The sequence below is a fragment of the Streptomyces lasiicapitis genome (assembly GCF_014646335.1).
Classification (GTDB): Bacteria; Actinomycetota; Actinomycetes; order Streptomycetales; family Streptomycetaceae; genus Streptomyces; species Streptomyces lasiicapitis.
Map to the genome: position 1 here is coordinate 16,825 of NZ_BMNG01000013.1, position 15,957 is coordinate 32,781.

A 15,957-nucleotide genomic window follows, 5' to 3' on the forward strand; every position below is an offset into this window, starting at 1 on the left:
CGCCAGGGCGGGAGCGGCGTCGCTCCCTCTCCGCATGGTTCAACGCGCGAGGGCGGCAACGGCTACGGCGCCACGCCGCCGCAAAGGATGGCAGTTCATGGCAGATCACGGATGAGATATCCGGTTTGTAGGCAAACTCCGCGTGGTGGCCGGTTCCCAGCCGGTACGTTCATGCTCCGCCGGAACAGGTCCGCAGCCCCCCGCACAAGCTCCAGCCGATACGTCAGCGGCCGACGGCGCGGGACGGCGCGGCGCGATCCGGCACGGTCCCCCAGCGAGAGGATCCGGCATGGCGTCGTCGTCATCGGCATCGTCAACTCCGCCTCCGCGACCGAATCTCGCGTTCCGGCAGTTGCGCGGGCAGCGCTCGCCGGGCGAGTTCGCGGCCGCGGTGCGGCGGGCCGCGCGCGAGATCGGCGAGCGGGTGAGCTGCGACGCGCGGTACGTGGGCCGCGTCGAGGCGGGCGAGATCCGCTGTCCCAACTACGCGTACGAGCGGGTGTTCCTGCACATGTTCCCCGGCCGCACGCTGACGGACCTGGGCTTCGCGCCGCGCGCGGCGGTCCGGGGCCGCGGGGCGCGCGGGGCCGGGGACGCGCGCGGGGCGGACACCACGTACACGCATGACCGCGTGGACGCCCGGTACTCGCGCGTGCACGGCATGGAAAGCACCACCGGCGACGAGGAGAGCGACGTGCGGCGTCGCGCATTCATGACCAGCGGCACGGCCACGGTGGCCGTCGCCTCCCTGGGGGCCGTCGGGCTCCCCCTGGGCGGCGTCGCCGAGGCCGCCCGCGTCCGCGGGCACCGCCTGCGCGCGGCGGACGAGAACGAGGTGAGCGCGGTCGAGGAGGCCGTACGCCAGATCCGGCTGCTCGACGACCGGCACGGCGCCGACGGCCTGTACAAGCGGGCCGCCGCCCCCTTGCGCACGGCCTACGCCCTGCTCGACGCGGGCACCTCCCGGCAGGGCGGACAGGCGGTGGCCGACCGGCTCTACTCGGGCGCGGGCGAACTCGCCATCTCCGTCGGCTGGCTCGCGCACGACTCGGGGCGCTTCGACGACGCCCGCTCGCACTACGCGGAGGCCCTCGCGACGGCGCGGGTGGCGGGCGACCCCGCCCTGGAGGCGCACGCGTTCTGCAACACCGCGTTCCTGGCGCGGGACGCGGGACGGCCCCGGGAGGCGGTGCGCGCCGCGCAGGCCGCCGCGCGCGCGGCGCGGCAGCTCGGCTCGCCCCGGCTCCTTTCGCTGATCGCGCTGCGCGAGGCGGGCGGCTGGGCCGGGCTCGGCGACCGCGCGGGCTGCCGGCAGGCGCTCACGCGCGCGCACGCGCTGTTCGACATCGGCCCGTCCGAGACCGACCCGGAGTGGATGACCTTCTACGGCCCCGCGGAACTCGCGGGCCTGGAGGCGCAGTGCTGGTCGGCGCTCGGCCACTGGGAGCACGCGTCCCGGCACGCGCAGCGCGCGGCGGGCGTCGCCTCGACGCAGACCCCCGAGTTCACCCGGAACATCGCCCTGTACACCGCCGAGCTGGCCGACGACCTGGCCCGCGCGGGCCGCCCCGACGAGGCCGCGGCGGCGGGCCTGCGGGTCCTGGCGCTGCTCGACGAGGTCCAGTCGTCACGGATCGAGTCCATGATCGCGACCACCGCGCGGCTGCTCCTTCCGCACCAGCGGGCGGCGGGCGTGACGGAGTTCCTGGAGCAGCACGCCGCCCGCACGCGCGGGGTGACTATTTGACTGAGGCTCTTGACCGAGGCTCTGTGACCGAGGCTCTTCAGCCGACCAGGTGCCCCGTGTCGTTCCACGCCTCCAGCGCGGGCTCTCCGTAGGCCCAGCCCAGGACCGAAAGGGACGTCGGGTTGAGGCGGATCCGGGACGCGAAGTCGATGTCGAAGCCCAGCCAGCGGGCGCCGATGGCGCGCAGGATGTGGCCGTGCGCGAAGACGAGGACGTCCCGGTCGGCCTCGCGCGCCCAGGCGACGACCTTGTCCGCGCGCGCGGACACCTGCGCCAGCGTCTCGCCGTCCGGCACCCCGTCGCGCCAGATGAACCAGCCGGGGCGCATGGCGTGGATGTCGGCGGGGGTAAGGCCGTCGTACGCGCCGTAGTCGAACTCCATCAGCGCGTCCCACTCCGCGGCCCGGTCCCCGAACCCGGCGATCTCGCACGTCTCCCGCGCGCGGGACAGCGGGCTGGTGCGCACCTCGACACCGGGGAGGCCGTCGTAGGGCGCCCGGTGCAGGCGCTCGCCGAGGAGTTTCGCGCCGCGCCTGCCCTCTTCGAGGAGCGGGATGTCCGTCCTGCCGGTGTGCTTTCCGGACAGCGACCACTCGGTCTGTCCGTGCCGGGCCAGCAGGATGCGCGGTGCCATGAGGAGCCTTTCCAAAGAGCTGTGCAAGAGCTGTGCGAGAGAGCTGTGCAAGCAGATGTTCAAGGAGATTTTCCGGGACAAAAGCGGACAGTCACCCGTCCGTTCCTTCCATCATCACTCACACCGCGAAGGAGCAACCCCGGCGACGATCTCTGCGTCTTTGACGACCAGGGGGATGGCTCAGCGGCCTTCGCGTACGCCGTAAAGTGACCCAGCGGCCGTACGCCGCACGAACTGAGCGGGAACAGCGCGAATGAGATGGGGGACCCACCGGATGCCGCAGACCGAGGCACAGGGCGCGGGCGCCGGCGGCATATCCGGGAACGGTACCGCGCGGCTCCGCCTGCGGTGGTGGACGGAGCTGCCGCTGATCCTGCTGGTGTACGGGGCCTACTCGGCCGGGCGGCTGCTCGCCCGCGGGGACGTCACGACCGCCGTGGGCCACGGCCTCGACATCCTGCGCGTCGAGAAGGCCCTGAACCTCAACCTCGAGCATCCACTCAACCGGCTCTTCACGGCCCACACCTCGATCGGTGTCCCGGCGGACTTCTGGTACGCCTCGCTGCACTACGTGGTCACGCCGCTCGTGCTGATCTGGCTGTTCCGCAGCAGGGCCGTGCACTACGCCGCCGCCCGCACCTGGCTGATGGTCTCCACCCTCATCGGCCTGATCGGCTTCACACTGATGCCGACCTGCCCGCCTCGTCTTCTTGAGAAGAGCCACGGGTTCGTCGACACGATGGCGCAGTACAGCGACTGGGGCTGGTGGGGCGGCCAGGCCAGCGCGCCGCGCGGGCTCGGCGGCATGACCAACCAGTACGCGGCGATGCCCAGCCTGCACGTCGGCTGGTCGCTGTGGTGCGGCGTGGTGCTGTGGAAGTACGGCCGCACGCCCCTGCTGAAGACGATCGCCGTCGCCTACCCGCTGCTCACCACCGTCGTCGTCATGGGCACCGCCAACCACTACTTCTTCGACGCGCTCGCGGGCGTGGCCGTGATGGGTCTGGGGCTGCTGCTCGTCCGGCCCGTGCGGAACGCCGCCGCTCGGGTCAAGGCACGGCTGCAGCCGGTTGTCGCCACGGCGCTCGCCGCGCGCGGCAACGGCTCCGCTGCGCGCCCGGAAGGCGCCTCGGTCGCCTCTTCCGTCGCCAAGGCCCCGGCAGAGTCCTCCAATGTCAGTGGTGGATGCCAGACTTCGGCGGGTGAGCGAATTCCCCATCAGCGCAAGCTCGGCGCCGAGCCGGGCGTCGGCAGCGGTGCCGCGGGCAAGCCTGCCGGAAAGCCCCGCGGGAGCAAGGGCGGCAGACCCGCAGGCCGCGCCGCGGACACCGGGGACGGCGCTGCGGCAACGGCTCGCGGAACTGCGCGGACCTGACGTACGGCCGCAGCCCCTGGACGCCCGCGCCCTCGCGGCACTCGCGGCGAACCCGGGGTGCGGTCGGCGCGCCCTCCTCGACGGCGCGGGGGTGCCGAAGGCGGCCCTCGCGGAGTCCCTCGGCTCGCCCTCCGGCTTCGGGCAGTCGCAGTTCGCCTTCATGCGGGGGCACGCCTTCGAGGCGCGGGTGAAGTCCGACGGCGGCACGGAGCTGCTGCGCCTCACGCACGCGTGCCTGGGCGGCGGGCCCGAGCCCGAGCCCGGCACCGCGCGCGTTCCGGACCTCACGGCGGCCGGTCCCGAAGGCCGCGCGGGCCGCACCGCCCTCGCCCTGCGCGAGGCCACGGCCGCCGGTGCCTGGACGCTGCTCGACCACCCCATGCTGGCCCTGGACGTCGCGGGCACGCCCGCCTTCCTGGAGCCGGACGCGGTGGTCGTCGCGCCGGACGGGACCTGGACGGTCGTCGAGATCAAGTCCTTCCCGATGATCGACGGGGCTGCGGACGCGGCGAAGGTGGGGGCGGCCGCGCGGCAGGCCGCGGTGTATGTGCTGGCTCTGGAGCGGGTTGCGGCGCAGGTCGCTGCGCAGGACTCCGGGCACGTCTCCGAGCAGGGCGCCTCGCAGGCCGGTGAGGGTGCCGGTCTCGTGCCCGAGGTGCGGCAGCGGGCGCTGCTCGTCTGCCCCAAGGACTTCTCGAACCTTCCGGCCGCGTCCCCCGTGGACATCCGCAAGCAGCTCGCCGTCACCCGGCGCCAGCTCTCCCGGCTGACCCGCGTCGAGGACATCGCGGCCACGCTGCCGCCCGGCACGACGTTCGACGTCAACCGGCCCGCCGCCGAGCTGGCCGCCGCGGTCGACGCGGTGCCCGCCACGTACGCCCCCGAGTGCCTGGCCGCCTGCGAGCTGGCCTTCCACTGCCGCGACCGGGCCCGCGCGGCGGGCGAGCTCACGTCCCTCGGGCGCTCCCTGCGGGCCGACCTCGGGACGCTCACGACGGTCGAGGAGGCGCTTGCCGCCGCGCGCGGTGCGGCGGGGGATCCGGATGATCCGGCCGTGGTGGCGCTGCGGTGGGCGGGGGCGTTGCGGGCCGAGGCGTTGGGTGAGTCGTGGGGTGGCTCGGCCTCGGAGACTTCGTCGGATGGCGTGGCTGCCACGGCGACGGTTGCCGGAGGTGTGCGTTGTCCCTGATCGACAATCTGGCCCGCCTTGAGGCCACTGCCGGTGGGCGCGCCCGGCCGCGGGCCACCGTGCGGCACCGGCACCTCTCCGAGCGGCCCCTCGTCTTCGTGCCGCTCGTCACCGCCGGTGAAGCGGGCGCCCCGCTCGGCGCCCTGATCGGCACCGAGCGCACATCCCCGCGGCTGCTCACCGTGCCCCAGCCCCGCGACCGCGACCTGCGCTTCGCCTTCCTGTCCCGGCTCGCCGAGATCCTGCTGCCGTACGTGGAGTCGTACGAAGGCGACGTCGAGGCGGCCGAGCGCACGGAGGCCGACGCGGAGACCGGCAAGCGCGTCAAGGTCGAGGTCGAGCTGTGCGCGGACGCCCCGCAGCTCATCGTGCCGAGCCGCGCGGGCGTCGAGTTCGTGCGGCTGCTCGGCCGGTCGATGCGGTTCCGGCGTACGGCCGAGCAGGATCCGGACGCGCCGTATCCCGCGCCTCCGCGCGTGCCGCTCCTCGGGCGCTGGCTCACGCACTTCGGCGAGCGCTCCCGGGTGCCCGGCTCGGCGCTCCTGCTCGCCATGACCGACCTGCTGTCCCGGCACTGGGCCACCGGCCAGTCCTCCCTGGAGGAACAGCACTTGGGCGCGTTGCTTGCCTGGATCGAGGCGCCCGAGGGCACGTCGGGCGCCGAGGCCGCGCTCCGCGCGGAGCTGGCCCGCGGCGCCGACGGGCAGTTGCTGTGCCCGCCCGCCGGGCCCGCCACCGACCCGGCCTTCGACAACCAGCTCCTGGCGCCCGCCATCGAGCGCTACGACCGCGCGCGTACCGCACTCGCCGCCGCCTCCGACGGTGTCGAGGCGGACGGACTGCTCGCCGCCCTCGCCGCCGCCGAGCGGGACATCGACGCCCTGGTCGAGAGCCGTACGCGCCCCACCTGGGACGCCGTGTGGCGCGGCCTCGACGCTCTGTGCACGCTGCCCGAGGCGCCGCACGCCGTCGACCGGTGGCGCGGGGACCGGTGGTCGTTCACCGGCCACCGCGACCGCGTCGCCGCGGGCGAGCCACCGCAGCCGCGCGTCGACGACGCGGTCACCGCCGCCAACAAGCTCGGCACCCGCGAGCGGGAGCAGGCCCGGCTCGACGCCCAGGAGGCCCTGGACGATCCCCTGGTCATGGCCGGGCGGCGGCTCGCCGGTGAGGCCTTCGCCGGAGTGGTGACCGATGTCGTCATGGCCTACAGCGAGGGGCGTTCGCCCCGGCCTCGGCCGCTGGTCACCGTGCGGACGGGTGATCGGCCGCATCTTGATGCCGGCGTGAAGGTGTATCGGTCCCTTGAAGGGAAGCCTCAGGCCGCGCAGTTCGTCGCGTACGACGCCGACGCCGACGCCGACAGTGACGATGTCGGTGGCGGTGGCCGCCTTGTCGTGCTTCGCGTCCTGGACAAGATGGGGCGCGGCAAGGAAGCCGAGCCCGGGTCCGTGCCCGAGGTCGGGGATCGGTTGTGTTGGACGCTCTTCGAGCATGAGCAGCGGGGTGGGCCCCGGTTGCCCGAGCCTGAGGACACTCCCTGGACGCATGGGGGGCCGCCTGAGGGTGCGGGTCCCCTCGGTGAGCGCTCCGACGCCGTGACCTCGGAGGACATTCTGTGACCGTCTCCTTCGACCCCGCCGCCGAGGCCTCTCGGGCCACCGACGCGATCCTGCGCGACACGCTGCACGGCGCCCACCGCGGCGTCGTCGTGGACTCGCCTCCCGGCGCCGGGAAGTCCACCCTCGTCGTGCGCGCCGCGCTCGAACTGGCCGCCGCCGGGCGGCCCCTGATGGTCGTCGCCCAGACCAACGCCCAGGTCGACGACCTCGTCCTGCGCCTCGCCGAGAAGAACCCCGAGCTGCCCGTCGGGCGGCTCCACAGCAGCGACTCCGACCCGTACGACAAGGCGCTCGACGAGCTGCCCCACGTACGCAAGTCCGCCAAGGCCGGTGACCTCGCGGGGCTCGACGTCGTCGTGTCCACCGCCGCGAAGTGGGGGCACGTCAAGGGTGTCGAGCCCTGGCGGCACGCCATCGTGGACGAGGCCTACCAGATGCGGTCGGACGCCCTGCTCGCCGTCGCCGGGCTCTTCGAACGGGCCCTGTTCGTGGGCGACCCCGGGCAGTTGGACCCCTTCGCCATCGCCGAGGCCGAGCAGTGGGCCGGGCTCGCCTACGACCCCTCCGCCAGCGCCGTGACCACGCTCCTCGCGCACAATCCGGGGCTGCCGCAGCATCGGCTTCCCGTGTCGTGGCGGCTGCCCGCGTCCGCCGCGCCGCTGGTGTCCGACGCGTTCTATCCGTACACGCCGTTCCGTAGTGGTACGGGGCACGGGGACCGGATGCTGAACTTCGGCGTGCCGTCGGACGGTTCGGGGCCCGACCGCGTCATCGACGAGGCCGCCGCCTCCGGGTGGGGGCTCCTTGAGCTGCCCGCCCGGCATACGCCGCGTACGGACCCCGAGGCCGTGCGGGCCGTCGCGCTCGTCGTGCGGCGGTTGCTCGACCGGGGTGGGGTCGCCACGTCCGAGCGGTCGCCGGAGCCCGTGCCGGTCACCGCCGACCGGATCGCGGTGGGGACCGCGCACCGGGACCAGGCCGCCGCCGTGCGCGGTGCGCTCGCCTCGCTCGGGGTCGTCGATGTGACCGTGGACACCGCGAACCGGTTGCAGGGGCGGGAGTTCGACGTGACCGTCGTGCTGCATCCGCTGTCCGGGCGGCCGGACGCGACGGCGTTCCACCTGGAGACGGGGCGACTGTGCGTGCTCGCCTCCCGACACCGGCACGCGTGCATCGTGGTGTGCCGCGCGGGCGTGAGCACCCTCCTGGACGACCATCCGTCAACGGATCCCGTCCGCCTGGGAGTCACGGTCAAGTTCCCGGACGGCTGGGAGGCCAACCACGCCATTCTCGCCCGGCTGGCCGAGCATCGGGTGTCTTGGCGGCCCTAGGTCGGATGGCTACTTTCCCGCCGGTGGGAGTTGCTCCGCCTATGGTCCGGTGGTGGGGCGGGGCCGCGCCGGTATGTCCGTGCTCGCGCGTGGGCGCCGGAGGCGTTTCCTGTGCGTACGGCGGGGTCGGGCGGGCTGCGCGCGGACATACCGGCACGTCCCCTCCGGTCCGTCGGCGGCTTTCCCCTTCGGTGGGGGTTGAGCGGTCGGCTTTCCCGTCCGGGGGGGGTGCCCGCCCGGCCGTTCTGCCGTACCTGCTGTGGGCAGCTGGGCCGCCAGGGGCGGCTCCCGCCCCTTAAAGGCAGCCCACGTCTACGGGGCGGGAAAGTGGGGGCAAGGTCGGCTCCCGGCAGGCGGGGGCGCCAGGGGTGGCGGTCACCCCGGGGCCGCTCAAGGGAACGCCGCGCGAACGTCGCGGGCGTCTTGCGGGGCGGGGGACAATGGGTGTGGCCACGCGGCGTACGACGAGAGGAAAACGACATGGCGGAGCCCTCGCGGCCCCGGTCCAGCCAGCGCATGCGCCCCGCACCGCTCCTCTTCGAGCCCGCGGAAGCCGCCGCCGACCCCGAGCACTTCTTCGACCTGGAGTCGATGGAGGACCCGCGCGAACTGCTCGCCCGGGCCACCGAGTTGACCCTCGCCTTCCGGGCCGCCACCGACCGCTCCGTCGAGTTCCAGGCCATCGCCGCCGCCCAGCTCGCCGACCCGCGCCGCTTCGACCGGCTCACCACGGCCGACATCGCCGAGCGCGCCCAGTGGACCGAGGACTACGCGAAGAAGATGGTCGAGTTCGGTCGGGAGTTGATGGGTGGGAGTGAGGGCGGCGGGTCCGGTGCGGGTGGTGCGGGTGGCGCCGGTGCGGATTCCGGGCCCCCGTTGCCCCACTGAGCCCACGCGGCCCACGCGGCCCACGCGGCGCTCACGGCGCTCACGGCGCTCACGGCGCTCACAGCCCATCCGGCACAAGGTCCTGCGGCATATGCCGCAGGGGCAAGGTACTCCACCTCGCGTGTCATCGCCTGGGTTTCCCGCAACTCTGTGAAAGCGGGCGCTCACCACCGGTAGATCTATCCGGTATGAGCCGCCTCCCCCACCCCCACACCGTTCCCGCCAACGCCTGCGACGTCACCCCCGAAGGCGCCGCCTGGCTCGCCTCTGCCGAAACGTATCCGCAGGGGCTGCTCACCGGCTGGCGGGCGCGGCCCACCGCCCCGGCCGTGCTGTCCTGCGGCACCGTCTTCGACGTGGTCAGCGTGCCCGCCGTCTTCGGGCGGCGGATGGTCGACCGGTTATGGCACGACGGGCCCGGCTCCGGGCCCGTCGCCACCCACCGCGGCCGCATGCTGCTCTTCGCCGCCCCCGGCACCGCCCGGCGGCTGCCCTCGCTGCTCGCCTGGGAGGAGTGGGGTTCCGCCGTGCCGTCCCTGCTCTGCCACGGCGCGGGCGACGCCGTCACCGTGCCGCCGCTCGCGGCCGGGCCGGGCCCGGACGACCGGCTCGGATCGCGGTGGCTGGTCGCCCCGGACAGCCGGCACCCATGGCTCCCGGGGGCCGATGTGGTGCTCTGGGCCTGCGTCCGGGCGGCCCGGGAGGCGGGTGGGTCCGCGGTGCGTATATCGATTTTTCCTCCCCGCGATCAGGGTGCTAAGGTCTACGACGTCAGCAGGCGCCGCTAGCTCAGTTGGTTAGAGCAGCTGACTCTTAATCAGCGGGTCCGGGGTTCGAGTCCCTGGCGGCGCACAGACGAAAAAGAAGCCCCTCACGGATGTGAGGGGCTTCTTTTTGCCTGGTCAGAGGCTTGCTTCCGATCACGTCGGCGTGACCTTCAGCGTCCATGCTCCGGAAGCCGTTCTCGTCTCCACCTCGATCCTGACCCCCTCCGACGGCACCGTCAGGCTCTCCCCCGCGCGTACCGGCGCGTCCGCCAGTGGTGGGTACACCGAGTCGTTGCCGCACGCCGCCGAGTCCGGGTGGGCGTCGATCACCTCGATGGGGCCCCGGCCCGACGCCGTCTCGCTGCGGACGCGGTACGCAAGGACGCCCTCGCTGCACGTCGCCCGGTCGTTGCCCAGGGCGCCGCGCGCCTCGATGGCGACCACGCTGCCCCGGCCGGTGCGGACGACCGCCAGCTTGGTCGAGGTGGTGCCGCTGCGGGTGGGCTGCGCCGAGAGCGGGTCCAGGGTCAACCGGCGCGGGCCGCCCGCCACGCACACCACCTGCCGCGGGGCCAGCCAGCCGAGCTTCCACTTGTGCCAGGCGAACAGCTCCGGGGCCAGGCCGAACTGGCTGCCCATGACGTCCCAGTCGCCCACATGGGTGTCCCAGTCGCCCTTGCCGTCCGTGGGGCGGTGGTAGAGGTCCGGCAGGTCGAAGACGTGGCCCGTCTCGTGGGCCAGCACGTTGCGGTCCGGCGGGTGGCGCTCGAAGACCGTGACGATGCGGCGCAGCGGTGTGTCGTCCGCGTGCATCGGGTGGTCGAAGTTCACGACCTTCGTCGCGTCCGAGTCCACGCCGGGGGCGTCCGGATCGGCCACGAAGTAGACGATGTCGTACGCCGAGAAGTCCACGTGCGGATCCGCCGCCGCCACCGCGTCCCGCAGGTAGGCGGCGCGGCGCTGAGGATTCCAGTCCCGCTCTATGGCGTACGCCGCTGAATCTTCCGGCATTTCCACCCATTCGTGTTGCGGGTGTGGGCGCAGTGTGAACCTTCCGTAGGAAGCTCGCTGGAAGAACTCGCTCGTGGCCGGGAAGTAGTCGGCCGCCAGCTCGTCGGGCGTCGTCATCGGCGGGGAGTCCGGGAAGGAGAGGAAGACCATGACGGCGTCGAGGGCGCGGGACGGCCGCGGATAGGCGGCGTTCCAGGTGTCAAGGCCCTCCGAGTGGTGTGCGGGCGTGCGGCGCAGGGCGCACGGGCCCGCCGAGCCCTGGGCGAACGCCGGTCCCGCGACCAGTGAGGTGGCGGCCAGAGCGGTCAGGCAGGTGAAGAGGATTCCCGCGCTGCGCAGGCGCGGCCACTCCCCAACACGGGTGAGCATCCAAGGGGGGAGCTGACGCTCCACGTCGACCTCCGGGTGCGGAATGCGAGACACCCCACCCACCCTGTGATGATTTGTTGAAGTTCGCCCAGTTTGTCTGACCCGGCCGAGTGACGAACGGCCAGGATGCGACACTCCGACCGCTCACTGACCGTCACAAGCGGTCGAGCCGCGGATATCCCCGTACACGGCTGAGCAGAAACGATCTGTCGGCGGCCCCCGCAGCCCCCGTTCGCCGTGCCACGGCTGGAACGCCCCGACGGCCTGCCTCTATGATCGGCACACTTTCCCGGCCCCGTCGGCCGTCCGCCAACCGGCCGGCCGCTTCACCAGACCCGCCAGATTTGGGGCCCATCGACCTGCTCGACATCAATTGCACTGCGGGAGCAAGCGGTGAACGGAACCTCTCAAGGGCCGACCGCCACAGCGGTCGCAACACTCGGCCGCGCCTGGCCTGCCGTCACGGAGCGTCACCTATCGGGCCCGACCGGCCCCCTCGCCCAGTACACCGCCGACTACCTCGCCGCCTTCACCGCGGCTCCCCTGGCCCTCGCCGTCGTGGACCGCGAGGGCCTGGTCGTCAGCGCCAACGACGCGCTGGGCGATCTGCTCGGCGCCGACCCCGCCGACCTCACCGGCCGGGCCGCCGCCGATCTGGTGGACCTCACGTCCGACGCCCGCACCTGGCACGCGTACCGGGAGGTCCTCCGCGGCCGGCAGGCCAAGCTGCGCTGCACCCGCCGCCTGAAACACCCCGACGGGCACTCGCTCTGGACCCAGATCACCGCGTCCCCGCTGCCCGGCGGCAGCGAGCGGTACGGCGCGGGCAGCGTCCTGCTCGCCGCCGCAGACATCAGCGCGCGCCGGGACCTCCAGGCCCGCCTCCGGCATCTCCAGATGCACGACCCGGTGACCCGCCTGCCCAACCGCGCGCTCTTCTTCGAGCGGCTCGCCACCGCCCTGGAGGCCGGTGCGTACGACGACACCAGCACCGGGCGGATCGGGCTCTGCTATCTGGACCTCGACGGCTTCAAGGCCGTCAACGACACCCTCGGCCATCGCGTCGGCGACCGGCTGCTCGCCGCCGTCGCCGAGCGGCTGACCGCCCTCGCCGACGAGGCGGGGTACGGCAGGGCGTCGGCGCCGCTGGTCGCGCGGCTCGGCGGGGACGAGTTCGCGCTGCTCGTGGAGGACTCCACGGGCACGGACCAGCTCACCGAGCTCGCCGAGACCACCCTGCGGGCCCTCCAGGAACCCTTCGACCTGTCCGGGCAGCGGCTGTCCCTCTCGGCCTCCATCGGCGTCGTCGAGCGGCGCGCCGCCGGCACCACGACCACCGGCCTGATGCAGGCCGCGGACACCACGCTGTACTGGGCGAAGGCCGACGGCAAGGCCCGCTGGACGCTGTTCGACCCCGAGCGCAACGCCCATCGCATGACCCGGCAGGCACTGGCCAGTTCACTGCGCCCCGCCGTCGAACGCGACGAATTCGTCCTGGACTACCAGCCGTTGGTGAGCCTCGACGGCGGCGGCATGCGCGGGGTCGAGGCGCTCGTACGCTGGCAGCACCCGCAGTTCGGGCTGCTCACGCCGAATCGGTTCATCGGACTTGCTGAAGAAGACGGCTCGATCGTGCAGCTCGGGCGGTGGGTGCTGCGGACCGCCTGCCGGCAGGCCCGCCGCTGGCAGCTCGAACACCCCGACAGGGAACCGCTGTTCGTCAGCGTCAACGTCGCCGTGCGCCAGGTCTGGGACTCCGACCTCGTCGCGGACGTCGCCGAGATCCTCGCCGAGACGGGCCTGCCCTCGCGGCTGCTGCAACTGGAGCTGACCGAGTCCGCGGTCATGGGCTCCGCGGGCCGTCCGTTGCAGGCCCTGCAGGCCCTCAGCGACATGGGCGTACGCATCGCCATCGACGACTTCGGCACGGGCTACTCCAACCTCGCCTACCTCAGCCGCCTCCCCGTCTCCGTCCTGAAGCTGGACGGCTCCTTCGTCCGCGGCTTCCAGTACGACGAGGGCGAGTACGGCGAGGCCGCCGCGCACATCAACCCCGCCGACGAGGTCATCGTCGAGGCGCTGGTGCAGCTCGCCCACCGCCTCGGGCTCACCGTCACCGCGGAGTGCGTGGAGACCTCCGGGCAGGCGGAGCGGCTGCGCAGGATCGGGTGCGACACCGGGCAGGGGTGGCTCTACTCCCGGCCGGTCGCGGCGGACCGTATCTCCGTACTTCTCAAGGACGAGGGTTCGTAAGGGCGCTGGTTCGTGAGGGAGGCGCGAGAGTTCGTGAGGCTCTTGACGCGTACGGTCACGTCGCGGGGGTCGGCTCGTCGCGTGCCGTCACGCAGGCCTCGATGAAGTCCCGTACCGCCTGCGGGACTTGGGTGCCCCGCGCGCAGGCCACGCCCACCTCGGTGGGGCCGACTCCGCGCACGGGGCGGTAGGTCACGTCGGGGTGGCCGTCGTGGGCGGTTGTTTCCAGGGCGGCGGCCTCGGGGGTGAGGGCCACGCCGTGGCCGCCCGCTATCGCCGTCAGCCACTCTTCGGGGGTGTGGGCGACGGCGCCGATCTTCGGCGGACGGCCGTCCCGTTCGTCCGCCGCGAGCCAGTGGTCGCGCCACCAGCCGGACTCCGGCGGGGCCGCGACGAAGGGCTCGTCGAGGAGATCGGTGAAGTCGACCTCCTGCTGGTCTGCGAGGCGGTGCGCCGTCGGAAGCGCAACCCAGCGCCGCTCGGTCAGCAACACCTCTATGTCCAGGGCCTCCTGGCCGGGGAACGGCAGCCGCAGCAGCGCCACGTCGGCCGTGCCGCCCGCGAGGCCGGCCGTCGGGTCGTCGCACGCGGTCCGCGTCAACTGCACGCGCCAGCCCGGTCTGCGGCGCGCGAACTCGGCGACGATGCGCCGGGTCAGCTCGTTCGCGCCGCCGGCCACGAAGCCGACCCGCAGGATCCGGTCCGCCCGCGCGGAGGCGCCCCGGGTGGCGCGCAGCGCGCCGTCCCAGGCGTCGAGGACGGCGGGCGCGGAGGCGGCGAGCGCCACGCCCGCGTCCGTCAGGGTCATCCCGGCGCGCGAGCGCGTGAACAGCTCCGTTCCCAACCGGGTCTCCAGCTGCCTGATCTGCTGGGTCAGCGCGGGCTGCGAGAGGAAGAGGCGTTCGGCGGCACGGGTGAGGTCGCCCTCCTGGGCGACGACGGTGAAGTAGCGCAGCAGCCGGGTGTCCATGTCCATGCGGACAGGTTAGGGAAGGGGGAGGGGGGTTGCGGGTGTGGGGTGGAAGGCTTGGCGGGACGCCAACGGCCGTAGGGAGACGGCGAGTTCACTGTGGGGTTCGTTCACCGGTTTCGCTGTCGGCGCGGGTCGCGTGAAGGTGCCGCCTCCACCCCCGTCGGAGGCGGCACCTTCCATGGCGGCATTCGGAGCCGGGGTCAGGCCGGATTGGGCAAGCCGTAGGCGTCCGCGACGAGTTCATAGCTGCGCAGGCGTACGTCGCCGCTGTGCGCGTTGGCCGTGAGCATCAGCTCGTCGGCGCCGGTGCGCTTGGCGAGGTCGTCGAGGCCGGACCTGACCTGGTCGGCGGTGCCGTGGATGACGTTGGAGTTCCAGCTCGTGATGAAGTCCCGCTCCATCTCGGTGAACTGGTGGGCCTCGGCCTCCTCCGGGGTGGGGACGAGGCCGGGGCGGCCGGTGCGCAGCCGGACCATGTTCAGGGCGGCGGCCATGACCTGGCGGCGGGCCTCGTTCTCGTCGTCGGTCGCGAGCGCGGAGACGCCGATGAGGGCGTACGGGGCGTCCAGCACCGCGGACGGGCGGAACGTATCGCGGTACAGATCCAGGGCCGGGAGCGTGTTCTGCGCGGAGAAGTGGTGCGCGAAGGCGAACGGGAGGCCGAGCATGCCCGCGAGGCGGGCGCTGAAGCCGGAGGAGCCGAGCAGCCAGATCGGGGGGCGGTGCGGGGACTGTACGCCGCCGGGGGACGTGGACTGGACGGGGCCGGGGACCGCGTGGATGCGGGCGTAGGGGTGACCGTCGGGAAAGTCGTCGTCCAGGAAGCGGGTCAGCTCCGCGAGTTGCTGGGGGAAGTCGTCCGCGCCCTCGTTGAGCTGGTCCGAGCGGCGCAGGGCCGCGGCTGTGGCGCCGTCCGTGCCCGGGGCCCGGCCCAGGCCCAGGTCCACCCGGCCCGGGGCCAGGGCCTCCAGGGTGCCGAACTGCTCCGCGATGACCAGCGGGGCGTGGTTGGGGAGCATGACTCCGCCTGAGCCGAGGCGGATTCGGGTGGTGTGGGCTGCGAGGTGGGCGAGGATCACTGCCGGAGAGGAGGAGGCCACTCCTGGCATGGAGTGGTGTTCGGCCACCCAGTGGCGGTGGTAGCCCCTCGACTCGGCCTGCTTGGCGAGGGTGACGCTGGTGCGGAGGGCGTCTGTGGCGGTGCGGCCTGCTCCTACTGTCACCAGGTCGAGTACGGAGAGAGGGGTGGGGGCGGTGCCCTTTGGCTCCGCCCGGATGCCTTCCGCCGCCGCGTCGCCGGTTTCTCCGCCGTGCTCGTCCGCTGCCACTGCCACCGGGGCCTCCTGCTGCTCTGTCCGTACGTCACGTCGTTCGGTAGTTCGGGGTACGGGTGGGTGCAACAGGAGGGGGGCTCCGGTTATTCCCTCGGGGAGGGGTGGGGTTCGGATTCGCGTGCGGGTGGGTGGGGCCTCGCGGTGCGCCCCAGGCCCGCCCCTTCTCCGAAACCAGGGGCTGCCGCCCCTGGACCCCGCTGTCGGCCTGAACGGCCTCGTCCTCAATCGCCGGACGGGCTGAAGGGAACCGGGGCGGGGGTGGAGGTCCCGGGCGGGTGGGACAGGCCCCCGCCGTATCGGCGCTCCGCGCCTCGTCCTCAATCGCCGGACGGGCTGAAGGGGGACGGGGCGAGGTGGGAGTCCGGGGCGGGTGGGACAGGCCCCCGCTGATCGCCGCTTCGCAGCTCGTCCTCGAGCGCCGGACGGGCTGAGACCTTGCTGGGGCGGGCTGGAATGTGCGGGTG

12 protein-coding genes and 1 tRNA gene are annotated in these 15,957 nt (G+C 73.2%); 9 read left to right on the top strand and 4 right to left on the bottom strand.

The features are described 5' to 3' along the window. The first annotated feature begins 289 nt into the window (after positions 1-289). A complete protein-coding gene (locus IEY91_RS27385; RefSeq protein ID WP_189176041.1) occupies positions 290-1,747 on the top strand; it encodes an NsdA family TPR-like regulatory protein in 1,458 nt (485 codons plus the stop codon). Positions 1,748-1,784: 37 nt separating this feature from the next. Here the strand turns inward: IEY91_RS27385 and IEY91_RS27390 are convergent, their stop codons facing one another. Next, positions 1,785-2,381 (bottom strand): histidine phosphatase family protein, encoded by a 597-nt coding sequence (locus tag IEY91_RS27390; RefSeq protein WP_189176042.1) that lies wholly within the window; start codon positions 2,379-2,381, stop codon positions 1,785-1,787. Between the two features lie 274 nt (positions 2,382-2,655). Between IEY91_RS27390 and IEY91_RS27395 the strand changes: the two genes are divergently transcribed. From IEY91_RS27395 to IEY91_RS27425, 7 genes are all read left to right on the top strand, one after another. After that, positions 2,656-3,756, top strand: a complete 1,101-nt coding sequence (locus tag IEY91_RS27395) for a phosphatase PAP2 family protein (protein WP_189176043.1) — start codon at positions 2,656-2,658, stop codon at positions 3,754-3,756. Then, on the top strand, positions 3,638-4,945 hold the full coding sequence (locus IEY91_RS27400) for a hypothetical protein (RefSeq protein ID WP_373288024.1): 1,308 nt from the start codon (positions 3,638-3,640) through the stop codon (positions 4,943-4,945). Before IEY91_RS27395 ends, IEY91_RS27400 begins: the two co-directional genes overlap by 119 nt. Next, entirely contained in the window at positions 4,936-6,567 is a 1,632-nt protein-coding gene (locus IEY91_RS27405) for a hypothetical protein (RefSeq protein WP_189176044.1), read from the top strand. The genes IEY91_RS27400 and IEY91_RS27405 overlap by 10 nt, the downstream gene beginning before the upstream one ends. After that, positions 6,564-7,898: an AAA family ATPase gene (locus tag IEY91_RS27410; RefSeq protein WP_189176045.1), complete on the top strand. Its 1,335-nt coding sequence runs from the start codon at positions 6,564-6,566 to the stop codon at positions 7,896-7,898. The genes IEY91_RS27405 and IEY91_RS27410 overlap by 4 nt, the downstream gene beginning before the upstream one ends. Positions 7,899-8,378: 480 nt before the next feature. Further along, positions 8,379-8,786, top strand: coding sequence for a DUF8844 domain-containing protein (locus tag IEY91_RS27415; protein ID WP_189176046.1), 408 nt, complete (start codon positions 8,379-8,381; stop codon positions 8,784-8,786). A gap of 188 nt (positions 8,787-8,974) precedes the next feature. Beyond that, positions 8,975-9,574 (top strand): bifunctional DNA primase/polymerase, encoded by a 600-nt coding sequence (locus tag IEY91_RS27420; protein WP_189176047.1) that lies wholly within the window; start codon positions 8,975-8,977, stop codon positions 9,572-9,574. Continuing rightward, a tRNA-Lys gene (locus IEY91_RS27425) sits at positions 9,565-9,638 on the top strand. The genes IEY91_RS27420 and IEY91_RS27425 overlap by 10 nt, the downstream gene beginning before the upstream one ends. 68 nt (positions 9,639-9,706) lie before the next feature. Here IEY91_RS27425 and IEY91_RS27430 read toward each other — a convergent pair. Continuing rightward, positions 9,707-10,933 carry a M6 family metalloprotease domain-containing protein gene (locus IEY91_RS27430; protein ID WP_164328512.1) on the bottom strand — a complete coding sequence of 409 codons (1,227 nt, stop codon included), beginning with the start codon at positions 10,931-10,933 and terminating at the stop codon, positions 9,707-9,709. Positions 10,934-11,326: 393 nt separating this feature from the next. On the opposite strand from IEY91_RS27430, the gene IEY91_RS27435 reads away from it, so the two are divergent. Next, positions 11,327-13,186 (top strand): putative bifunctional diguanylate cyclase/phosphodiesterase, encoded by a 1,860-nt coding sequence (locus IEY91_RS27435; protein ID WP_189176049.1) that lies wholly within the window; start codon positions 11,327-11,329, stop codon positions 13,184-13,186. A gap of 55 nt (positions 13,187-13,241) precedes the next feature. On the opposite strand, the gene IEY91_RS27440 is transcribed toward IEY91_RS27435, so the two are convergent. Together IEY91_RS27440 and IEY91_RS27445 are read right to left on the bottom strand one after the other, a co-directional pair. Beyond that, entirely contained in the window at positions 13,242-14,162 is a 921-nt protein-coding gene (locus tag IEY91_RS27440) for a LysR family transcriptional regulator (RefSeq protein WP_189176050.1), read from the bottom strand. A gap of 197 nt (positions 14,163-14,359) precedes the next feature. Then, a complete protein-coding gene (locus IEY91_RS27445) occupies positions 14,360-15,487 on the bottom strand; it encodes an LLM class flavin-dependent oxidoreductase (protein ID WP_373288038.1) in 1,128 nt (375 codons plus the stop codon). Positions 15,488-15,957: the final 470 nt, after the last annotated feature.

Bases quoted from the DNA above. Each gene is read 5' to 3' on its own strand.
- IEY91_RS27385 (WP_189176041.1), top strand. From the start codon at position 290: ATGGCGTCGTCGTCATCGGCATCGTCAACTCCGCCTCCGCGACCGAAT.
- IEY91_RS27390 (WP_189176042.1), bottom strand. From the start codon at position 2,381: ATGGCACCGCGCATCCTGCTGGCCCGGCACGGACAGACCGAGTGGTCG.
- IEY91_RS27395 (WP_189176043.1), top strand. From the start codon at position 2,656: ATGCCGCAGACCGAGGCACAGGGCGCGGGCGCCGGCGGCATATCCGGG.
- IEY91_RS27415 (WP_189176046.1), top strand. From the start codon at position 8,379: ATGGCGGAGCCCTCGCGGCCCCGGTCCAGCCAGCGCATGCGCCCCGCA.
- IEY91_RS27420 (WP_189176047.1), top strand. From the start codon at position 8,975: ATGAGCCGCCTCCCCCACCCCCACACCGTTCCCGCCAACGCCTGCGAC.
- IEY91_RS27430 (WP_164328512.1), bottom strand. From the start codon at position 10,933: ATGCTCACCCGTGTTGGGGAGTGGCCGCGCCTGCGCAGCGCGGGAATC.
- IEY91_RS27440 (WP_189176050.1), bottom strand. From the start codon at position 14,162: ATGGACATGGACACCCGGCTGCTGCGCTACTTCACCGTCGTCGCCCAG.